At 39.6% G+C, this 21,108-nt stretch carries 18 protein-coding genes; 9 read left to right on the top strand and 9 right to left on the bottom strand.

From position 1 onward, the window contains the following. Positions 1-4 precede the first annotated feature (4 nt). Positions 5-1,132, top strand: coding sequence for a pyridoxal-phosphate-dependent aminotransferase family protein (locus EMK97_RS04085; RefSeq protein WP_130599692.1), 1,128 nt, complete (start codon positions 5-7; stop codon positions 1,130-1,132). A 68-nt stretch (positions 1,133-1,200) separates the two neighbouring features. On the opposite strand, the gene EMK97_RS04080 is transcribed toward EMK97_RS04085, so the two are convergent. Then, entirely contained in the window at positions 1,201-1,620 is a 420-nt protein-coding gene (locus tag EMK97_RS04080) for a VOC family protein (RefSeq protein ID WP_130599690.1), read from the bottom strand. Positions 1,621-2,024: 404 nt separating this feature from the next. Between EMK97_RS04080 and EMK97_RS04075 the strand changes: the two genes are divergently transcribed. The 5 genes from EMK97_RS04075 to EMK97_RS04055 all read left to right on the top strand — a co-directional run bounded on the left by EMK97_RS04075 (position 2,025) and on the right by EMK97_RS04055 (position 6,653). Then, a complete protein-coding gene (locus EMK97_RS04075; RefSeq protein ID WP_130599688.1) occupies positions 2,025-2,444 on the top strand; it encodes a hypothetical protein in 420 nt (139 codons plus the stop codon). A 425-nt stretch (positions 2,445-2,869) separates the two neighbouring features. Next, a complete protein-coding gene (locus EMK97_RS19015; RefSeq protein WP_170176718.1) occupies positions 2,870-3,370 on the top strand; it encodes a GGDEF domain-containing protein in 501 nt (166 codons plus the stop codon). Positions 3,371-3,614: 244 nt separating this feature from the next. Then, a complete protein-coding gene (gene fumC / locus EMK97_RS04065) occupies positions 3,615-5,018 on the top strand; it encodes a class II fumarate hydratase (RefSeq protein WP_130599684.1) in 1,404 nt (467 codons plus the stop codon). 407 nt (positions 5,019-5,425) lie between these two features. Next, positions 5,426-5,635, top strand: coding sequence for a transcription antiterminator/RNA stability regulator CspE (gene cspE, locus EMK97_RS04060; RefSeq protein ID WP_130599682.1), 210 nt, complete (start codon positions 5,426-5,428; stop codon positions 5,633-5,635). A gap of 367 nt (positions 5,636-6,002) precedes the next feature. Then, complete coding sequence (locus EMK97_RS04055; RefSeq protein WP_130599680.1) at positions 6,003-6,653, top strand: class I SAM-dependent methyltransferase; 651 nt, start codon at positions 6,003-6,005, stop codon at positions 6,651-6,653. A gap of 17 nt (positions 6,654-6,670) precedes the next feature. Here the strand turns inward: EMK97_RS04055 and nth are convergent, their stop codons facing one another. The 8 genes from nth to EMK97_RS04015 all read right to left on the bottom strand — a co-directional run bounded on the left by nth (position 6,671) and on the right by EMK97_RS04015 (position 15,795). After that, entirely contained in the window at positions 6,671-7,303 is a 633-nt protein-coding gene (gene nth / locus EMK97_RS04050) for an endonuclease III (RefSeq protein ID WP_130599678.1), read from the bottom strand. 44 nt (positions 7,304-7,347) lie between these two features. Then, on the bottom strand, positions 7,348-8,115 hold the full coding sequence (locus EMK97_RS04045; protein ID WP_130599676.1) for an electron transport complex subunit E: 768 nt from the start codon (positions 8,113-8,115) through the stop codon (positions 7,348-7,350). Next, positions 8,108-8,902, bottom strand: coding sequence for an electron transport complex subunit RsxG (gene rsxG, locus EMK97_RS04040; protein WP_130599674.1), 795 nt, complete (start codon positions 8,900-8,902; stop codon positions 8,108-8,110). Before rsxG ends, EMK97_RS04045 begins: the two co-directional genes overlap by 8 nt. Further along, positions 8,902-9,963 (bottom strand): electron transport complex subunit RsxD, encoded by a 1,062-nt coding sequence (rsxD, locus tag EMK97_RS04035; RefSeq protein WP_130599672.1) that lies wholly within the window; start codon positions 9,961-9,963, stop codon positions 8,902-8,904. The genes rsxG and rsxD overlap by 1 nt, the downstream gene beginning before the upstream one ends. A 9-nt stretch (positions 9,964-9,972) precedes the next feature. Beyond that, the gene (gene rsxC / locus EMK97_RS04030; protein WP_130599670.1) at positions 9,973-12,540 is read right to left on the bottom strand and encodes an electron transport complex subunit RsxC; all 2,568 of its coding nucleotides are present in this window, start codon (positions 12,538-12,540) and stop codon (positions 9,973-9,975) included. A 9-nt stretch (positions 12,541-12,549) separates the two neighbouring features. Next, entirely contained in the window at positions 12,550-13,104 is a 555-nt protein-coding gene (rsxB, locus tag EMK97_RS04025) for an electron transport complex subunit RsxB (protein WP_130599668.1), read from the bottom strand. After that, complete coding sequence (gene rsxA, locus EMK97_RS04020; RefSeq protein WP_130599666.1) at positions 13,105-13,686, bottom strand: electron transport complex subunit RsxA; 582 nt, start codon at positions 13,684-13,686, stop codon at positions 13,105-13,107. 186 nt (positions 13,687-13,872) lie between these two features. Next, complete coding sequence (locus EMK97_RS04015; RefSeq protein WP_130599664.1) at positions 13,873-15,795, bottom strand: EAL domain-containing protein; 1,923 nt, start codon at positions 15,793-15,795, stop codon at positions 13,873-13,875. A gap of 570 nt (positions 15,796-16,365) precedes the next feature. On the opposite strand from EMK97_RS04015, the gene rimP reads away from it, so the two are divergent. From rimP to infB, 3 genes are read left to right on the top strand one after another with little or no spacing between them, the layout of a single operon-like run. Beyond that, positions 16,366-16,827 (top strand): ribosome maturation factor RimP, encoded by a 462-nt coding sequence (rimP, locus tag EMK97_RS04010; protein ID WP_130599662.1) that lies wholly within the window; start codon positions 16,366-16,368, stop codon positions 16,825-16,827. A 16-nt stretch (positions 16,828-16,843) separates the two neighbouring features. Next, entirely contained in the window at positions 16,844-18,340 is a 1,497-nt protein-coding gene (nusA, locus tag EMK97_RS04005; RefSeq protein WP_130599660.1) for a transcription termination factor NusA, read from the top strand. 23 nt (positions 18,341-18,363) lie between these two features. Continuing rightward, positions 18,364-21,045, top strand: coding sequence for a translation initiation factor IF-2 (infB, locus tag EMK97_RS04000; RefSeq protein ID WP_130599658.1), 2,682 nt, complete (start codon positions 18,364-18,366; stop codon positions 21,043-21,045). Positions 21,046-21,108: the final 63 nt, after the last annotated feature.

Genomic DNA, 21,108 nt, shown 5'->3' with positions numbered 1-21,108 from the left:
TAATATGACCATAAAATCATTTATACCACCGCAACGAACCTTAATGGGACCTGGTCCTTCCGATGTAAGCCCACAAGTGCTTTCAGCGCTAGCTAGGCCTACAGTGGGGCACTTAGATCCAAGTTTTATTGGTATGATGGATGAAGTGAAATCACTATTACAGTATGCCTTTAAGACACAAAATACTTACACCTTGGCGATTTCTGCACCGGGCTCGGCTGGTATGGAAGCTTGTTTTGTTAATTTAATTACCCCAGAAGATACTGTCGTTGTTTGTCGAAATGGCGTGTTTGGCGCCAGAATGATTGAAAATGTCCAGCGCATTGGTGCAACCGCTGTGGTGGTAGATTGTCCTTGGGGCAGAGCGGTTGATCCACAAGCGTTAGAAGATGTGCTTAAACAAACACCACAAGCTAGATTTGTTGCCTTTGTGCATGCAGAAACTTCAACCGGTGCTTTATCTGATGCTAAAACCTTATGTGAGATCGCTAAAAAACATAACTGTATGACCATAGTTGATGCAGTGACATCACTTGGCGGAGTTGAGTTAAGAGTAGATGATTGGGGCATAGATGCGGTTTATTCAGGTAGCCAAAAGTGTTTATCTTGTGTGCCGGGCATTTCACCGGTAAGTTTTAGTGAACAAGCCGCTGAGCACATCAAAAATCGTAAACAGCAGGTGCAAAGCTGGTTTTTAGATCAATCGTTAGTGATGGATTATTGGGCGGGACAAGGTAAACGTAGTTATCATCATACTGCGCCGGTAAATTCTTTATATGCGCTGCATGAAGCACTATTGATATTGCAAAATGAAGGTATTGAAAATAGTTGGCAGCGTCATCAACAACAGCACGATAAACTAGCTCTGGGCTTAGCTGATTTAGGTTTAGATTTTATTGTGCCAAAAGAAGAGCGTTTACCACAGTTAAACGCCGTTTATATTCCTAACAATATTGATGATGCTAAGGTTAGGCAATATCTGCTTAATGAATATAACCTAGAAATTGGTGCTGGCCTTGGGCAGTTCGCCGGTGAGGCGTGGCGCATAGGTTTAATGGGCTATGCAGCGAGAAATGAAAATGTTGTCTTATGTTTATCTGCGTTAAAAGAAGCGTTAACTAAATTTGCTTGATATTAGCTGTAGTAGCTAAACGAGAATAGCTCAGCGCTTATGTTTGCTTGAGCTATTCTTTTTCGGTTTTACCAAGTTCCCGTGTTTTCCATGCTTAGCCATGGCTCTTGCGGTGGTAGTGGCTCACCTTTTTGTAATAGCTCGATTGAGATATTATCTGGCGATTTTACAAAGGCCATTTTACCGCAACGTGGTGGTCTGTTTATCACAACGCCCGCATCTTGCAATTGTTGGCATAGTTGATAAATATCATCAACGGCAAAGGCCAAATGACCAAAATTACGTCCCGTGCTATATTCTTCTTCACTATCCCAGTTATAGGTTAATTCTATTTCTGCTTCACCTTCGGCTGTTGCTAAAAATATTAAGGTAAACTTGCCTGCTGGCACTTCTTTGCGCTTGGTCTCGATAAGCCCAAGTTTATTAATATAAAAGTCTAACGAGGCATCTAAATCTTTTACTCTGACCATGGTATGTAAAAATTTCATTGTTGTTATTCATCCTTATTTGAGTAGTAATTTGCGCTAAGCAGACTGTATTGTTAAATTCACATACCTCTACAATGATGCAAGCACTATAGTTAGGTTTTTGTGCAGTACAATAGAAAGGTCGGGTAAAGCCAGCCAACAGTGAACGCCTTAGCTAAATAGCGGCAAAGTTGTTTAATTTGCCTGTACTTTCTTACATAATATTTATAGTGCTTAATTTCAAAAAATTTAAGTATATCATTTTGTGACCCCCTTTATTAATGCTATTGCTCATTATGGTTATTTAAGCTCATTGCATAAATAATTTGTGAGTTAGCCGCTTAGTTTTTAATATTCCCCGTATTTAAGCGCTCTGACATTATATTGTCTATACTTAAATCCCCAGCTTTGAATGAGCAAAGTTAATGCTTGAAATATTTGCACATGATAATAGATCTAAAGTGCTTGCCTTGATTACGGTTAACTTCGCATTTTGGCTAAATACCATTCTTTTAATCCCTACCGCCGTTGGCCAGGAGCTTTATGGTGGTACGGTGTCTTTTATCCAGTTTAATGATGATGGCTCTTTTACATTTCAACTTTCTCATAAAGGTATGCCAGTTGTTGTTAAAAGCCCAGAATGTGACATTAATAATATGTTTTTAGTTAAGATGCGTCATGGGAAAGTAAAATATGAGAAGCTCGTTAGAATGCGTAACGATATTCGCTCTGTATTTTTAAACACCCCGGCTAAATTACAAATATCAGTTTTTATATCATTTTGCGATGAAACGACAGGTTATCCTTTGGTTGATAATATTATGCTAGGGCAACAAGTAAACTAAGTTGACCTATATCTCTCTCATTGTTGATGGCTGTGATATAGGAGGGATCAAATGATGATTGATGTAACCTAATGAAAACGACGTTTAGTATATTGGATGGTTGTTCTACGTCATTTGTTATTTTTATTTGTTATTTGACTGTGATTGTTATCGCATTTACGGGATTGTACTTTAATAGTTTTCAGTTCTTTGAGCCGCTCTTTTTTATCCCAATCATCGTCCTTAGTTGGTATGGAAGTAGAAGAACAGGAATTTTAATAAGTGTTTTCATTATTTTTGTTATTTTGTTTATTAACTTTAAGTTGCTAGGTTCATCCGTCTTTTCGTTAGAATATTGCTTTTATATTTTTTTACGACTAATTACCTACATTTTATCCTCATTATTAATCGCTAATTTTAGAAGTGTTCATAATGCTGAGTTTGTTATGGCTAGTACAGATAGTCTCACTGGCCTTTTAAACTCTAGAAGTTTCTATCTTGACTTAGCCAACGAAATTATTCGCTCAATTAGGTATAAGCATGTCTTTTCATTAGCTTATTTAGACATAGATGATTTCAAAAATATTAATGACTCCCTTGGTCACTTAAAAGGTGATGAGCTTCTTATAGCAGTAGCAAAATGTTTACTCTCTAGTTTACGAAAAACAGATATCATAGCGAGGTTAGGTGGTGATGAATTTGCGATTATATTTCCAGAAACCAGCCAAGGAGAAGTTAAAAGTGCTTTTGTTAAAGCGAGTGAAGAATTGAAATATAAAATGCTTAGAAAAAGGTGGAAAGTGAGCTTTAGTGTAGGTGTTGTCACCTTTGAAACATTGCCTACGGATATAAAGGAAGCAATAAAAGTGGCTGATGACCTTATGTATACAGTTAAAAATAATAAAAAAAATGATGTTGCGTTTAAAGTGTGGCAGGGAAGAATCTAATGTATCTATAGGGAAGATATTGTTGGATGCTAATTTAAAAAAAGTAACAATTATAAGTGCTTGGGAAGAACGGAACATAACGGGAGGGGACTTAAAAGAATATAGATTTTAATCGAGGTGATTATTATGGCAAGTCGATAGTCGCTATGCCAAAAGCGCATCTAGACTTAACCCTTACTATTCACGGTATTCACCCTTGCTGATAAAAGCAAAGTGAGAAGTATTGACTTCTTTGGAGAAAATTATGACTAGCTACCGTCTCGAAAGTGATTCATTTGGGCAATTGAAGGTTCCAACAGACTGTTATTATGGCGCGCAAACTGCGCGAGCATTAATTAACTTTCCTATTGGGGAGGAAAAACCTCCTAGGCCATTAATTAGAGCGCTAGGTATCGTTAAGAAATGCGCAGCACAACTTAATATGGATATGGGAAGGCTGGATAAGACTATTGGTCAAGCCATCATATTAGCAGCTACAGAGGTGATAGATGGTTCACTTGATAAGCACTTTCCATTAGTGGTATGGCAAACTGGCTCAGGTACACAAACTAATATGAATTGCAATGAAGTGATCGCCAATCGCGCCATTGAAACTCTCAACGGCACGGTTGGGAGTAAAAATCTGATTCATCCTAACGATCATTGTAACATGGGCCAATCCTCTAATGATACATTTCCAACAGCAATGCATATTGCTGCGGCGGAAGAAATAACACATAGATTATTACCTGCATTACAAAATTTATGTAATGAATTGCATTCAAAATCTAAATCATTCAATCATTTAGTTAAAATTGGTCGAACGCACTTACAGGACGCAACCCCTTTGACACTTGGACAGGAGTTTTCTGGATTCAGCACTCAACTAGATAATGCTATTCGCAGAGCTCAAGCAGTGCTACCTGCCCTGTACCAATTAGCACAGGGAGGAACTGCGGTAGGGACAGGACTTAATAGTATCAAAGGGTTTGATATTGAATTTGCTAAGCAAGTTGCAAACATAACAAAACTCCCTTTCAAGGCCGCCTCAAACAAATTTGAAGCTCTCGCGACTCATGATGCAATCGTTGAGGCCAGTGGCGCATTGAATACTATCGCTGTAAGCTTAATGAAAATTGCTAATGATATCCGTATGCTTGGTTCAGGACCGCGCTGTGGTATTGGAGAAATTAACCTACCAGAAAATGAACCCGGTTCGTCAATTATGCCAGGTAAAGTTAATCCTACTCAATGTGAAGCTTTGACTATGATTGCAGCGCAAGTCATGGGGAATAATGTAACAATTTCGATTGCTGGCTCAAATGGTCATTTCCAGCTCAATGTTTTTAAACCCGTTATGATATATAACCTTTTACAGTCGATTCGTTTGTTAGCTGAGGGCTGTCAGAGTTTCACGGTAAGATGCATCAAAGGTATCACCGCGAATGAAGGGCGAATCTCTAAGTTAAGGGATGAATCTTTAATGTTGATTACCGCATTGACCCCATACATAGGTTATGACAATGCTGCCAAAATTGCTAAAAAAGCACATCAGGATGGTTCGTCACTTCTTGATGCTGCACTAGCGCTTGAATTAGTGACTACAGAGCAGTTTAAGCAATGGATTGTACCTGAAAATATGATTGAGCCAAATAATAAGCCGTTTTAGAAAGACCTTCTTTATGACAGGAGTTTAAGGTGATAGTTGAGCGTATGATTGGTGCTAGTTTGTTCTTGTTCATTTAATTGCTGAAAGGTTTATGCAAATTAAGTGCGGTTTGATACGCGGTCAACGTGTGTGTCAGCCGCGATTGTAGGCAACCAAAATAAAAGGGAACTAGATGCTGAATAATTTAATTGAATAATATTTAGCCATTGGCCGCTCTTCGTGTTAGACTTCGCTTGTTAAATTAGTTCTACCCAATATCGAACCTCGCTTACACTCATTAGTTCTTCGTTAGACCCTCGTTGTTTACTCCCTAATAATTGTTTACAAGCTACTCGCTTACGTTAGTTCCTGTTTAGCTGCAGTTGTTGCTGATGCAACATTTATTATTTTATTTTTGGAGAATTTTTATGTCTAAATCAACTGGTATTGTAAAGTGGTTTGATGAAACTAAAGGCTTTGGCTTTATTACCCCAACAGATGGCACTAAAGATGTTTTTGTTCATTTTCGTTCAATAGCTTCTGAAGGTTATAAAAGCTTAACTGAAGGCCAGCAAGTTGAATTTACTGTTGAGCAAGGTCAAAAAGGCCCTCAAGCAGCCAACGTGTCTGTTAGCTAGTCTTGCATTCGAATATAGGCTGGCAAGTGGCTAGCCTATAATCAATAGGAGGCAAATTAATTAAAATTATTAAGGGTATAGATGTCATTCTTACTTGGGAGTTCGGTTAATATTACGCGAAACCCACCAATATCAAGTGTTACAGTTAATAAAAATACGGTTGCATTTATAAATGCAAGCGGTAAACAAAAAGTGGAATTAAATTCCTCTTTAGAAAAAACAAAATTCATAAAGTGGCTTCTTACATAAGCTGATTTCAATAGTGATTTAAGGCGATTAAAGCGCTTTAAATTCAACAATAACTCGTTTTGTCATTTATCTGACCTTTTATGGTAGCTGGCTTGCGCTTTTAGCATAAAGGAAAGAAATGACGTCTGTTCGACTCAAATATCAAACAATAGAATTCGGTAAAACCGATATCCATTTATGTGGTTTAAGGAATAAACAAGAGTTTTCAGATCCTGAAAAGATCGCAGAAAAGTTGGGTATTTCATCATCTTATTGGCCTATTTTTGGCTTGCTATGGCCATCGAGCATCGTACTTGCTGACTATTTATTAGAATTTGACACTGATCGGAAAAGAATTTTAGAAGTAGGCTGTGGTTTAGCGCTATCGAGCCTGCTTTTAAATAGTCAAGGAAACGATATTACTGCGACAGATCACCACCCAGAAGTGGATGGCTTTCTAAAGCGAAATACACTGCTGAATAATGATCCTGACATCCCTTTTGAACGAGTCGATTGGGCTGATGAAAAAGATAGCTTAGGCTTATATGATTTAATCATTGGTAGTGATTTATTATACGAAGATGAGCATATTGAACTTTTAGCAAACTTCTTTAACAACCATGCTCAAAAAGCATGTGAAGTCATTCTTGTTGATCCAAGCAGGGGCAGAAAAAGCAAATTAATTCAAAAACTAGAGTCATTTGGCTTTGAGTCTTCAATATTAAAAGTTCAATCATCCCAGAAGCTACCTGATGATTACAAAGGCTTTATTTTGTCTTTTAAACGTTAGAGTTTAAACAAAACTACTTATTCAGTTTTATCTTTAAACTCACACAAGTCTTCAATAATACATGAGCCACATTTGGGTTTACGAGCCGTACATGTATAACGGCCGTGCAAAATCAGCCAGTGATGCACGTCGACTTTAAAGTCTTTAGGTACTACTTTTAAAAGTTTGTTTTCAACTTCAACCACGTTTTTGCCCATGGCAAATTTAGTGCGGTTAGAAACACGGTCGATATGGGTATCCACAGCTATGGTCGGCCAGCCAAACGCAGTGTTAAGGACAACATTTGCGGTTTTTCTGCCAACACCTGGCAAGGCTTCTAAAGCTTCTCTACTTTCTGGCACTTCACCGCCATGTAAATCAACAAGCATTTGGCAGGTTTTGATTGTATTCTCAGCTTTGGTGTTAAATAAACCGATGGTTTTTATGTATTCTTTTAAGCCTTCTAAGCCTAAATCTAGAATTGCTTGCGGTGTATTGGCAACAGGGTAGAGTTTATCGGTTGCTTTATTTACGCCAACATCGGTTGCTTGTGCGGATAGCAATACCGCAATAAGTAATTCAAACGGTGTTGAAAAATTCAGTTCAGTTGTTGGATTTGGGTTGTTATCCCTTAATCGCGTTAATATTTCCAGGCGCTTTTCTTTATTCATGCAGATACCTATAGTTTTTATTGATTTGGTGAAAGTGCATGTGCTTAAGAGTCAAAGTTAACTCTTACGCGTTCTATAACTTGCTCAGACTTATTTACTTGCTGTTTTTTTGCTCGTTCATCAATGGCATTTTTAATGGCGATCAGAAAGCCCATGGCTATAAATGCACCAGGTGGCAAAATTGCCAGCAGGAATTGGCTATCAAGGTGAAAAACCTCAACGCGTAGGCTAGTCGCCCATTCACCAAGCAGCAAATTAGCGCCGTCAAATAAAGTGCCTTGACCTAATACTTCGCGAATAGCTCCAAGTACTATTAATACCAGCGCAAAGCCTAGCCCCATCATAAAACCGTCAAAGGCTGCTTGTTTTACTGGGTTTTTAGAGGCATAGGCTTCAGCGCGGCCGATAATGGCACAGTTGGTCACGATAAGCGGTAAGAAAATCCCTAGCGACTGATAAATACCGAAAGTAAAAGCATTCATTAATAGTTGTACGCAGGTTACAAAGGCCGCAATGATCAGAACAAAGATAGGGATTCTGATTTCTTTTGGTACCCAATGACGAATAAGTGATACGGTTACGTTTGAGCATACCAGTACAAGTAGCGTTGCTAAAGCGAGCCCCAAAGCATTGGCAACGGTGGCGGTAACAGCAAGCAGCGGGCATAAGCCCAAAAGTTGAACTAGTCCGGGGTTATTTTTCCAAAGGCCTTGTATAGCAAGCTCTTTGTATTCAGTTAAGTCTACAGGAGCTTTAACAGCGATACTTTCATTACTTACTTCATCAGCTGAAGGTTCATGCGCTTTAGTCATTGCTTGCTCCTGTTGCGTTAGTCGCTTGTTTCGTTGCTTGCTTAATTTTTTCTGTCGCAGAAGAGTCGTCTTTATTTTCAGCTAAGCTTATAGCATTTTGCTCTTTAATCGCACAAGCGTTTGGTCGTATTATCAAGATATCTTTATTGTGATTGAAATACTGAACCGCTTTTTTTACCGCTTTAACCACAGCTCTAGGGGTAATGGTTGCGCCGGTAAATTGATCAAACATACCGCCATCTTTAATAACCGCCCAGCGGCTGTCTTCTTCTGACAATAAACGTTTATCGGTAAAATTCGTGATCCAACTGTTTTTTCTTATTTCAATTTTATCACCTAAGCCTGGTGTTTCCTGATGTTTTAAGACCCTAACACCACTGACGCTACTATCCATATTAATGGCAATGATTAAGTCTATATCGCCATTGTAGCCATCAGGTGCGGTAGCCGTTAGCGCGATAGCAACAACTTCATCATCTTGACGAGCAACATAGCCGGTTTCTATATCATTACCGCCTAATAAGGCAGAGCTCATGTGAATACAATCATTGGCAATATCGTTGTTATAGCGGCTAGGCTCAATAATGCTATGTAAGGTATTAAGCAATTGCTGTTGCTCTTGTATTTTTATTCTATCTTTAGTGAATTCACTAACTAAACCAACAACAGCAGTACAAGCAATAGCAAAGAGCGCTAGTATTTTACCGTTATTAGAAATAGCAATATGTTGCTCAGAGCGTTTTTTTGATGGCTTTGGCGAGTTTTTATTTACGCTTTTATCTGACATTAGTGCTCACCTCGCGTATGGCCGTATGTTCTCGGTCTTGTGTATTGGTCAATCAAAGGTGCTGACATGTTACAGAGCAATATGGCGAAAGCAACACCATCAGGGTAACCACCAAAAACTCGGATAATATAGACTAACAAGCCAGCTAAAAAGCCAACCATGATACGACCTTTAACACTCGTGGCACCGGTAACTGGGTCGGTTAAAATAAAAAATGCACCTAACATAGTTGCGCCAGAGAACCAATGAAACATGGTAGAGGCGCTGCTATCAGGGCTTATGCTATAAGCAATAAAACTACAAATAAACAAGCTAGCAAGAAAGCTTATTGGCGTTTGCCAAGCAATTGCTTTTTTAGCGATTAAGAATAAGCCGCCGAGTAAGAAACCTGCGTTAATCCATTCCCAGCCAAGAGCAAAGTGTTCGCCAAAAACCGGGGCTTTACTTGCCTCGAGTACGGTTAAGCCAAGAGCGGTATTCGTTTTGAGGGTATCAAGCGGTGTAGCCATAGTAACGCCATCAATACTGGTTCTTAGCTGCTCAACCGAGAAACCATCTACGGTAAAACCCGTGAAGATAACTGCTAAGGTATTGGTAAAATCTAGCTCGATAGGCACTAAAGTAAAAGGCGGCAACCAAGTTGTCATTTGCAATGGGAATGAAATTAACAACATGACATAACCGGCCATAGCTGGGTTAAATGGATTGTGTCCTAAACCACCGTATAATTGCTTTACTACGGCGATAGCAAAGAGAGTACCTATGACAGATATCCACCATGGTGCTATGGCAGGTAGGCAGATACCTAGTAACACCGCAGTTAATATTGCGCTACCATCAAACAGCTGAGTTTTAATGTTTTTGTTACGCAGTGCTAATATTGTAAATTCACTCACTAATGCTGTCATTACAGCAAGGGCGATGTGAATGATATTTCCCCAGCCAAAGAAGTACCATTGCGCGAGTATTCCTGGAATGGTTGCATAAATAACCAAACGCATCAAAGCGGAAGTTTCACTTTGAATGTGATTATGCGGAGAACTTGCTATCCAAAAAGCCATAATATCTTGTTACTCGTTTGATTGATTTAGGTCGTTACCGTTTTGACCTGTATTCTTTTGTTCTGCTAATGCCTTTTTAGCTAAGGCTTTCGCCTTTGCTTTGGCGATAATCGCCGCCTTTTTGCTCTGAGCATCATTTTGAGGCTTTATTTGCTCAGTAGACTCAGCTGACTCAGCTGGTTTAATAGCCTCTGTTGGTGCAGCGCCTTCACTGTGATTCATTGTTGAATCCGTGCTAGCTTCTGATGCTGACTCGTTAGCTGATTCTTCTGTAGATTGTTGTTTTTTAGCTAGTGCTTTCGCCTTTGCTTTAGCAATAATTGCAGCTTTCTTGCTCTGAGCATCGTTTTGAGGCGTTACTTGCTCAGCTGGCTCAGTAGCCTCGGCTGGTGCTGCATCTTCACTGTGATTCATTGTTGAATCAGTGCTAGCTTGTGATGCTGACTCGTTAGCTGATTCTTCTGTAGATTGTTGTTTTTTAGCTAGTGCTTTAGCCTTTGCTTTGGCAATAATCGCCGCTTTTTTGCTTTGAGCATCGTTTTGAGGCGTTACTTGCTCAGCTGGTGCAGCATCTTCACTGTGATTCATTGTTGAATCCGTGCTAGTTTCTGGCGCAGATTCTTCAGCTGATTGTTGCTTCTTAGCTAGTGCTTTCGCTTTTGCTTTGGCAATAGCGGCTGACTTTTTATCTAGCTTGCTGTCTTTGTTAGTATTTTCTTCATTCGTGCTTTCTTTACTAGCGCTTTCTTCACTGCTAACAGGTAAAGTTTCATTTCCAGCTTGTTTTTTCGCTTTAGCTTTCGCAACGGCAGCGGCAATTTTTGCTTTTTTATCGGCATCAGCTGAGTCTAACTTGTTAGTTTCTGTGTCTTTTTCTTGCTGAGCTTGCTTTTTGGCTTTGGCTCGTGCAATAGCTGCAGCAACTTTTGCTTTGGCATCTTGTTGTGCAGGCTCGGCTGTTTGCGCTACATTATCTGGTGTAATTGTCTCGCTTGGTTCAACTTGCTTTGATGCTGCTTTTTTCGCTTTAACACGTGCTAAAGCCGCAGCCACAGCAGATTTTGCCTCTACAGCTTCAGGTGTTGCCTTATTCATGGCAGCTTTGCGCGCTTCGGCTGCTTTCTTATGCTTTAATTCTCTGGCTATTTTCTCTTGCTCTAAGCGTTTTTTACGCGCTTCGAAGCGTAGTTTTGCTTTCTCAGCTTTTAAATCCGCTTGCTGCTGTTGTCTAACTTCTGCTTTAGCTACCCGGTAATATTGCACCAATGGAATATGGCTTGGGCATACGTATGCACAGGCTCCACAGTCAATGCAGTCAGATAAGTTAAGTTTGGCGAGTTGCGGGTAGTCTTTTGCTTTCGCACTCCACTGCAATTCTTGTGGTAATAATTGGCTTGGGCAGACATCCGCACATTGACCGCAGCGAATACACTCTACTTCTTGGCTCGCACCTGTAAAAGCACTCGGCATTTCTTTTGCTGAAGGGGCAAGGATACAGTTACTAATTTTAACTATGGGCACCATATCGCTAGATAAGCTAAAGCCCATCATAGGTCCGCCCATAATCACAGGAGAACGAACCATGCCTTTATTGTCAAAACCGCATTGCTCTAATAAATGACTAACTGGTGTGCCCAGCAGTGCCCAAACATTTTGTGGTTTTGCTAGTGCTTGACCTGTTACTGTGACTACGCGTTGAAGTAGCGGGGTGTCATGACGAATTGCTTCATTGATTGCAAAGCATGTCGCAATATTTTGCATAACAATGCCTTGATGAATAGGCAAGCTACCGCTTTTAATTTCTTGACCCGTTAGCACCTTAATTAATTGCTTTTCACCACCTGTAGGGTACTTTGTCGGCACAACGCAAACTTTGATTTTCTCTAAACCTTTGCTTGCTTGTTGTAATGCAGCAATCGCTTTAGGTTTGTTATCTTCTATACCTATTAGTATGAATGCAGGGTTTAGCAATTGATCTAATATTTGGATGCCTTCAATAATTGATTCACTGTGTTCGCAAGTAAGTAAATCATCGGCGGTAATGTACGGCTCACATTCAGCGGCATTAATAATTAAAAAGTTAATATCAGGTTTAGTATTGACTTTGATATGTGTTGGAAAGCCTGCACCACCCATACCGGCTATACCAGCATTGGCTATTTTATTGATGATTTCCTGATTACTTAATTGCGTAATATCTTGGCAAGCTTTTCTTTCTATCCAGCGTTCTTCACCATCAACATCAATAAAAATGCAAAGCTCACTCAAACCCGATGGGTGGGCAATAACGGATGGTTTAATAGCTGATATGCGACCACTTGTCGGTGCATGAATAGGTACAGCCATAGGATTACTGCTAGCGGTTAGTGGCTGACCTTTTAAAACGGTATCGCCAACTTTAACAAGTAAATCACCTTGACGACCTATGTGTTGCTGTAAGGGCAAAATAAGCTGTTTAGGTAGTGCCAAGTGCTTTATTGGCTTGTTGTTGGTGAGCTCTTTTTGCTCGGGAGGATGTACGCCTCCGTGAAAAGACCAGAAGTGTTGGCGACTTATACGTTCTACAATTGATTCCACCGTTTTCTCCTAATCCAACTGCTTTACGGGAATAGCAGATAAGTCCCACTGCCAATTTTGCGGGGTTTCTGGGATGACACGCATTTCAATACAATCGACAGGGCAGGGAGCTACACAAAGATCGCAGCCTGTACACTCATCGCTAATGATGGTGTGCATTTGTTTTGCCGCACCTAAAATGGCATCGACTGGGCAGGCCTGAATACATTTAGTACAGCCAATGCAATCTTCTTCAATAATAAAAGCGACTTTGGGGCGGTTATCTTGTTCATGACTTTCATCTAATGGCTGTACTTCAACCCCCATAAGGTCAGCAATCTTTTTAATTGTGTCTTCACCACCTGGTGCACATTTATTGATTGCCTCGCCATCTGCAACGGCTTGAGCGTAAGGTTTACAGCCTGGGTAGCCACATTGACCACATTGAGTTTGCGGTAAAAGTGCATCGAGTTGATCTACGATAGGGTCAGCTTCAACTTTAAAGCGGACTGAGGCATAGCCAAGTAGGGCGCCAAATAAGGCGGCGATAGCGCCAAGCACTAATATAGCAATAAGAATCGTCATTTATACATTCACCAAACCAGTAAAGCCCATAAAGGCTAAAGACATAAGTCCAGCAGTAATCATGGCTATTGCAGCCCCTTTAAATGGTGTTGGGACATCGGCATTTGCCAGCTTCTCGCGCATGGCTGAGAACATAACCAGTACCAAAGAAAAGCCAGCAGCAGCGCCAAAGCCATAGATAATTGATTCTAAAAAGCCGTGTTGTAATCTTAGATTGAGTAAAGCAACACCTAAAACGGCACAGTTAGTGGTAATTAATGGCAGAAAAATACCCAATAAGCGATACAAGTTAGCACTTGTTCTATGGACAACCATTTCGGTGAATTGAACGACAACCGCAATGACTAGAATAAAGCTCATGGTTGTTAGGAACTCAAGGCTTAGTGGCTCTAGTACATAAGTGGTCACTAAGTAGCTTAGTAAAGAGGCAATAGTCATGACAAAAATTGTGGCAAATGACATTCCTATCGCTGTTTCTGTGCGGGAAGAAACCCCCATAAAAGGGCAAAGACCAAGAAATTGTACGAGGACAAAGTTATTAACGAGTACTGTGCCTATTAATAGCAATACGTAATCAGTCATTTGGTTTAATAATTATATGAACAGGACAATAAATTGGTGCTTATTATCCGTTTTTATTGTCCATTTAACAACTATTGACAGGGGTACAATGTTGGATTTGTTGATGAAAGTTAATTTTTTTTAGTAAAAGTTGGCTGATTATATTTACAGGGCAAAAAAATTGGCTAATTTTGCCCTTAATACCCCTTAAAGTGGTGCGGGTTTACCGACATAAAAACCTTGGCAACCATCAATAAAAAGTTTTTCTAATGTGTGCTTTTCTTCTTGGGTTTCAACGCTTTCAGCAAGTACGTTGATACCTAGCCTGTGTGCTAAGTCTACCATTAGGCGTAAAAAGTACTGATTATTCTTATCGTCATCTATATCGCGAGTATAAGAGCTATCCATTTTGATATAATCTGGTGTTAAATCTCTAAAGAATTTAAATGAAGTTAAGCCAACACCAAATCGTTCGACGGTTACGCGTGCGCCGACACGGTGCAGCATTTCCACCAGTCGTTTGCCGGTTTTAATATTTTGCTGTAAGCCAAATTCTGTGATTTCAAATACTAATCTCGATGCGGCGGCAGGCTCTCGCAATAATTTACGCTCTAGCCAAATCATAAAATGCTCATCATTAATACTACGTGCACTAATATTAATGCCGAAGCTGTTTTCTAGCATGTTTTTGTTAACGATTTCATTAATGGCACTATCAATAATGAGTTTGTCAACGGCAACGATTTTATCAAGTTTTTCCGCCATGGCGATAAATGATGCAGTAGGCAGCATCTCATCATTACTATTTAAAAAGCGTGCTAATACCTCACTATAGACCTTGTTATTACGGCCACTTGGTTGAATTGGTTGAAGTAATAACGCAATACGTTGTCCTTCAATAACACTATCGATTTCTTGGCGCCAATTCTGATTACCTGTGTTAGTGACATTGCTTGAGATAATGTCGGTATCTTTTAGTGAATACCAAGAGTTATTGCTTTTAGTTTGCGCAACACTTACGCCAGTATCAGCTAAAGCTAATAATTCACCTAAGGGTTTGGTTTTATCAAAGAATACTAAACCGGTAAATGCGACAGAGTCTAAATCTTCAGCTTGTTGGTATTGATTAAACTCTTGCGTTAATTCTTGTGCGTATACTTCAGCTTGCTTTATTTTTTCATTCGGTAAAATGGTGGCAAAATCTGAGCTATTTAAGCGAAATAGCTTTCCTCGAGGGTGTTTGCTAATGGCTGCTTTAATTAAGTCAGCTACGTTAGTGATATAAGTGTCACCTTCATGGTAACCATGTACTTGATTAATAGTTTGTAATTCTGAACAACGGGTAATAAGTAATACACCAAAGTTAATAGGGCTCTCTTGTGTTATTTGCTCTTCATAAAACTGCACAAATCTGTTGCGGTTTTCAAGGCCAGTTAAATGATCTACATAAGCTTCCATCTCTAGTGAGGTTGAATTCTTAAGTTGTTCAGACATTAATGCCTTTATTTCAGCAATACCTTCTTTAAGCTCGGGAATGTCGAGTCCGTTTGTTTTTTTGCTTTTACCAAAAGAGTCACCTTCTGGATTATTAATTTCATCTAAATCATGTTTGATTTGCGAGCTGATAGCTTTTAAAACTTTTGACTGTAAACGGTAATTTAAAACACTGGCTAATACGGTAAAAGTAATAGCTAAAATGAACAGAGCTATTAAGATATTATTAACTAAGCCCGTTTGTTTACTAAGATCGAGCTGATATTCCAGTGTAAATGCTAGTCCATTTAAACGGACTGACTGTTTTTCTGGAAAAATAAAGCTCAAATAAGAAGATGGTTTTTTTTGGCTGTTATATAAACTGCCTGTATTATCTCGAATCGATAATAGTAAATATTGGTTAGACTTCTTTAATAAAATGGCTAATGATTTTGCTATTTCTTTGTTAACACTACTATCATTGGCTGAACTAGATTGAGCTAGCTGCTCAGATAAGGCAAGTATGGCATACTGGTGCTGATTGCTTTGCTCTGATAAATCGTTTTTAACAAAAAAAAGCACAGCGAAACAGAAGACTAAAAAGAATAAGGCAGCAATCAACGAATTTTTGAATAATAATTTAGAAAACTTATACATGACTAGATTGTTGCTCCACAAAGTTCAATTAAAATCCCGTTAAACTGCTTATTGAAGGGTAATTATATGATAACTCAAAATAATGCGATTATATCTGCTGTTTTTATATATATATAGCATTAATGTAATGATTATACTAAAAGCTTGTAAAATAAACATAATTTAAAGCATGATTTGTAAACAGATATTTTTGAGGTAATTGCTTTTTTTCGGTGTTCTGGCTTGCGCTTGCCTAAGCTGCACTATATAATTCACGCCATCAGATTATAATAAGATGTCACTGGAAAACTTTAGGTTGTTATTACCTAGTTTTATTCTTGTTGTAAGTTAATAGCTGTAAGTAGTTATTAATAACCATATATAGTTAGAATGTATTGCTATAGCTATATATAGGGGGACAGTGAATTTAACCCCTATTATGGGGTTTTTTTGTTTTTAGGGGCGAGTCATTGGTTCTTATTAACAATGACAGCAAATAATCGCTGGGCTATATGCCCTTTTTTTATACCTAATTTTTATACTTTGTTGCGTTGTTGACAGCAGTGATAACGCAAGAAGAGGAGAATACGATTGGCTAAATTTGAACAAAAATTGACTGATATGTTACGTCCAGCAGTGGAAGAAACCGGTAAGTCTTTGCTTGGTATCGAGTTTATAAGTGCTGGGAATAATTCAGTTTTACGTTTGTTTATTGACCATGAAGATGGCATTACCGTTGATGACTGTGCAGAAGTGAGTCGTCAAGTGGGGGCTATTTTAGATGTCGAAGATCCAATAAGTAGTGAATATAACCTAGAGGTTTCATCACCTGGTCTTGATAGACCCTTGTTTGATTTAGAACATTATCAAGCAGTTATAGGTGAAACCATCAATGTTAAGCTTGCTATGCCATTAAATGGTCGTAGAAAGTTTAAAGGTGAGCTGGTTAGCATAGAAAACGATACCCTTGTTGTAGTGGTAGACGGCATAGACTATGAGTTAGTTATCAGCAACATTGATAAAGCAAACCTTGTCGCAAATTTTGAAAAATAATTAAGGGCTAAGAAGCATGAGTAAGGAAGTATTACTGGTTGTTGATGCTGTTTCAAATGAAAAAGCATTACCCCGAGAAAGCATTTTTGAAGCAATGGAAACAGCTTTAGAGACAGCTACAAAGAAAAAGTACGATGGTGATATTGTGGTCCGTGTTTCAATTGACCGCATTTCAGGTGATTTCGATACATTTCGTCGTTGGTTAATTGTCGACGAAAGTGAAACACCGATGGAAAACCCGTACGCTGAAATTAGCCTTGAAGCAGCTCAATATGAAAACCCTGAACTACAAGTGGGTGATTACGTTGAAGAGCAAATTGAATCAGTTAAATTTGACCGTGTAACTACACAAACAGCGAAACAAGTTATTGTGCAAAAAATTCGCGAAGCTGAGCGTGCATTAGTGGTTGATGCTTACCAAGAACAGTTAGGCGAACTTGTAACGGGTGTTGTTAAGAAATCAAGCCGTGATAGCGTGATTTTAGATTTAGGTAATAATGCGGAAGCTATTATTTACCGCGATGATATGTTACCTCGCGAATCTTTCCGTCCAGGTGATCGTGTACGTGGTTTACTATATGAAATTAAGCCCGAAGCACGTGGTGCGCAGTTATTTGTTAGCCGTACAAAACCAGAAATGCTAATTGAACTATTCCGCGTTGAAGTACCTGAAATTGGCGAAGAAATGCTGGAAATTAAAGGTGCTGCTCGTGATCCAGGTTCTCGTGCAAAAATTGCAGTGAAGAGTAATGATAAGCGTATTGACCCTGTTGGTGCTTGTGTTGGTATGCGTGGTTCGCGTGTACAAGCGGTTTCTGGTGAGCTAGGTGGTGAACGTGTCGATATCGTACTACATGATGATAACGTTGCTCAGTTTGTTATTAATGCTATGGCACCTGCTGAAGTTGCTTCAATTATCGTTGATGAAGATAAAGGCACAATGGATATTGCGGTTGAAGAAGGTAACTTAGCAATGGCCATTGGCCGTAGTGGTCAAAACATTCGTTTAGCTAGCCAACTAACCGGTTGGGAGCTTAATGTGATGACTGTTGAAGACATGAAAGAAAAGCATCAAGCTGAAAACGACAAGGTATTAACTTTATTTACTGAGAAGTTAGATCTTGATGAAGACTTTGCCATGTTACTTGCAGAAGAAGGTTTTACTTCATTAGAAGAAATTGCCTATGTGCCAGTCGCTGAAATGTTAGAAATTGACGGTTTGAATGAAGAAATCGTTGAAGAGTTAAGAGAGCGCGCTAAAGAAGCGTTAACGACACAAGCATTGGCAAGTGAAGAAACGCTTGAAGGTGCAGAGCCTGCAGAAGACTTACTTGCACTTGAAGGTTTAGAGCGTCACACAGCGTTTGTTTTAGCTAGTCGTGGTGTACGTACACTAGAAGACTTAGCAGAGCAAGGCATTGATGAAATTAGTGACATTGATGAATTAGATGAAACCAAAGCGGGTGAGTTAATTATGGCTGCTCGTAACATTTGTTGGTTTAACGAAGAATAATAAACACCGGGAGAATAGTATAGATGGCAGATATAACGGTAGCAGAACTTGCCAAAGAAATCGGTACACCGGTGGATCGCTTAGTAAGTCAATTAGCTGACTCAGGCGTGAAAAAATCGGCAACGGATTCAATTTCGCAAGAAGAAAAAGAAGCGCTTTTAGGACACTTGAAAAAACAGCACGGTGATGATTCATCAGCTAAGCCAAGTAAATTAACTTTAAGCAGAAAAACTAAATCTACTTTGACCTTAGGTCACGGCAGCAAAGCAAAATCGGTTAATGTTGAAGTACGTAAGAAACGCACATACGTTAAACGCAGTGAGCTTGAAGAGCAAAAATTAGCAGAAGAAGCGGCAAAAGCTGAAGCGGAAGCCAAAGCGAAGGCAGAAGCAGAAGCGGCAGCAAAAGCAGAAGCAGAGCGTAAAGAAGCTGAAGCGGCTGCAGCAGTAGCGAAAGCTAAAGCTGAAGCTGAAGCAGAGCGTAAGGCACAAGCTAAAGCAGAAGCGGAAGCTAAAGCTAAGCAAGCTGCTATAGAAAAAGCAAAGAATATCGAGCAAGCAGCGGCAGTACCTGTGAAAGAAGCTGAAAGCGAAGAAGCGAAAAAACTGAGATTACAGCAAGAAAAAGAAGCGGCAGCTAAAGCTGAAGCGGAAGCAAAAGAAGCTGCAGCAGCAGCAGCTAAATTAGCTGAAGAAAATGAAGCGCGCTGGAAAGCTCAAGAAGCTGAGCGTAAAGCGAAAGAAAAAGAAGTGGTTCACTTAACTTCATCTAAATACGCACAAGAAGCAGAAGATGCTATTGATGCTGATGAAGAAGGTGGCCGTCGTCGCCGTAAGAAAAAAGCTGGCCAAGATAAGAAAGCTAAAGATACACGCCCGGCAAAAGGTCGTAAGAAAACTTTATCTGCACCACAAAGTTTACAGCATGGCTTTACTAAGCCAGTAGAAACGAAAGTACAAGACATTCGCATTGGTGAAACAATTTCTGTTGCAGAGTTAGCCAATAAGATGGCTAAAAAAGGTGCTGAAGTTGTTAAAGCCATGTTCAAAATGGGTGCTATGGCGACTATCAACCAAGTTATTGACCAAGAAACGGCTGCATTAGTGGCTGAAGAAATGGGCTTTAACGTAGTGTTAGTGAAAGAAAATGCACTAGAAGAAGCAGTACTAGCGGATCGCGGTGATGCCGGTGAAGAAATTACGCGTGCGCCAGTTGTCACTATTATGGGTCACGTTGACCACGGTAAAACATCATTACTTGACCACATCCGTGAAGCAAAAGTTGCTGATGGCGAAGCTGGTGGTATTACCCAGCACATTGGTGCATATCACGTAGAAACGGGTCATGGCATGATCACTTTCTTAGATACTCCTGGTCACGCTGCCTTTACCGCAATGCGTTCACGTGGTGCTAAGGCAACCGATATCGTTATCATAGTTGTTGCTGCCGATGATGGTGTTATGCCACAAACAATCGAAGCGATTCAGCACGCTAAAGCCTCTGATGTGCCAATTATTATTGCTGTTAACAAAATGGATAAAGAAACCGCAGATCCAGATCGTGTTAAGAATGAGTTATCACAACATGATGTTATCCCAGAAGATTGGGGTGGTGATGTGCAGTTTGTTCACGTATCAGCAAAAACTGGTTTAGGTATCGATGAGTTATTAGACTCAGTATTGTTACAATCAGAAGTACTAGAGCTTACCGCTGTAGTAGATAAGATGGCTAACGGTGTTGTGGTTGAATCTAAACTTGATAAAGGTCGTGGCCCAGTTGCAACGATTCTTGTTCAAGAAGGTACGTTAAACCAAGGTGATATCGTACTTTGTGGTTTAGAGTATGGTCGTGTTCGTGCGATGCGCGATGAAAATGGTAAAGCGATTAAGTCTGCTGGCCCGTCTATCCCTGTAGAAATTTTAGGTCTAAGTGGCGTACCACAATCAGGTGATGAAGCGACTGTGGTTAAAGATGAGAAGAAAGCACGTGAAGTTGCTTTATATCGTCAAGGCAAATTCCGTGATGTTAAGCTTGCTCGTCAACAAAAATCTAAACTTGAAAACATGTTTGCGAACATGGCTGAAGGTGAGGTTTCTGAGGTGAATGTTGTACTTAAGTCAGATGTACAAGGTTCATTAGAAGCCATTTCAGATTCATTACAAAAACTTTCAACAGATGAAGTTAAAGTACGTATCATTGGCTCAGGTGTTGGTGGTATTACCGAAACTGATGCAACATTAGCAGCAGCTTCTAATGCAATCATCGTTGGTTTCAACGTACGTGCTGATGCCGCTGCACGTAAAGTAATAGAATCTGAAGGTGTTGATTTACGTTATTACAGCGTTATTTACGCATTAATTGACGAAGTGAAGCAAGCCATGAGTGGTATGCTTGCACCTGAGTTTAAGCAAGAAATTATTGGTCTTGCTGAAGTACGTGATGTCTTTAAGTCACCTAAGATTGGCGCGATTGCTGGTTGTATGGTAACTGAAGGTACCATTAAGCGTAGTGCACCAATTCGTGTTTTACGTGATAACGTCGTTATTTACGAAGGTGAGCTTGAATCACTACGTCGCTTTAAAGATGACGTACAAGAAGTACGTAATGGTACTGAGTGTGGTATCGGCGTTAAGAACTATAATGATGTTCGCGTTGGTGACCAGATTGAAGTATTTGAGACGGTAGAAGTTAAACGCTCTCTTTAATTTTAACTAGCTTAATTGCTCGTACTTCTGCGTTAGAAGTGCTCACATACACTAGTATGCTGC

The organism is Litorilituus sediminis, from assembly GCF_004295665.1.
In the GTDB taxonomy this organism is placed as follows: Bacteria; Pseudomonadota; Gammaproteobacteria; order Enterobacterales; family Alteromonadaceae; genus Colwellia; species Colwellia sediminis.
The sequence above is the reverse complement of the archived record's forward strand: the minus strand, read 5'-3'. Positions and strand labels throughout refer to the sequence as shown.

Excerpts from the sequence above, each read along its gene's own strand:
- EMK97_RS04085 (WP_130599692.1), top strand. The coding sequence starts at position 5 with ATGACCATAAAATCATTTATACCACCGCAACGAACCTTAATGGGACCT.
- EMK97_RS04080 (WP_130599690.1), bottom strand. The coding sequence starts at position 1,620 with ATGAAATTTTTACATACCATGGTCAGAGTAAAAGATTTAGATGCCTCG.
- EMK97_RS04075 (WP_130599688.1), top strand. The coding sequence starts at position 2,025 with ATGCTTGAAATATTTGCACATGATAATAGATCTAAAGTGCTTGCCTTG.
- EMK97_RS19015 (WP_170176718.1), top strand. The coding sequence starts at position 2,870 with ATGGCTAGTACAGATAGTCTCACTGGCCTTTTAAACTCTAGAAGTTTC.
- fumC (WP_130599684.1), top strand. The coding sequence starts at position 3,615 with ATGACTAGCTACCGTCTCGAAAGTGATTCATTTGGGCAATTGAAGGTT.
- cspE (WP_130599682.1), top strand. The coding sequence starts at position 5,426 with ATGTCTAAATCAACTGGTATTGTAAAGTGGTTTGATGAAACTAAAGGC.
- EMK97_RS04055 (WP_130599680.1), top strand. The coding sequence starts at position 6,003 with ATGACGTCTGTTCGACTCAAATATCAAACAATAGAATTCGGTAAAACC.
- nth (WP_130599678.1), bottom strand. The coding sequence starts at position 7,303 with ATGAATAAAGAAAAGCGCCTGGAAATATTAACGCGATTAAGGGATAAC.
- EMK97_RS04045 (WP_130599676.1), bottom strand. The coding sequence starts at position 8,115 with ATGACTAAAGCGCATGAACCTTCAGCTGATGAAGTAAGTAATGAAAGT.
- rsxG (WP_130599674.1), bottom strand. The coding sequence starts at position 8,902 with ATGTCAGATAAAAGCGTAAATAAAAACTCGCCAAAGCCATCAAAAAAA.
- rsxD (WP_130599672.1), bottom strand. The coding sequence starts at position 9,963 with ATGGCTTTTTGGATAGCAAGTTCTCCGCATAATCACATTCAAAGTGAA.
- rsxB (WP_130599668.1), bottom strand. The coding sequence starts at position 13,104 with ATGACGATTCTTATTGCTATATTAGTGCTTGGCGCTATCGCCGCCTTA.
- rsxA (WP_130599666.1), bottom strand. The coding sequence starts at position 13,686 with ATGACTGATTACGTATTGCTATTAATAGGCACAGTACTCGTTAATAAC.
- EMK97_RS04015 (WP_130599664.1), bottom strand. The coding sequence starts at position 15,795 with ATGTATAAGTTTTCTAAATTATTATTCAAAAATTCGTTGATTGCTGCC.
- nusA (WP_130599660.1), top strand. The coding sequence starts at position 16,844 with ATGAGTAAGGAAGTATTACTGGTTGTTGATGCTGTTTCAAATGAAAAA.
- infB (WP_130599658.1), top strand. The coding sequence starts at position 18,364 with ATGGCAGATATAACGGTAGCAGAACTTGCCAAAGAAATCGGTACACCG.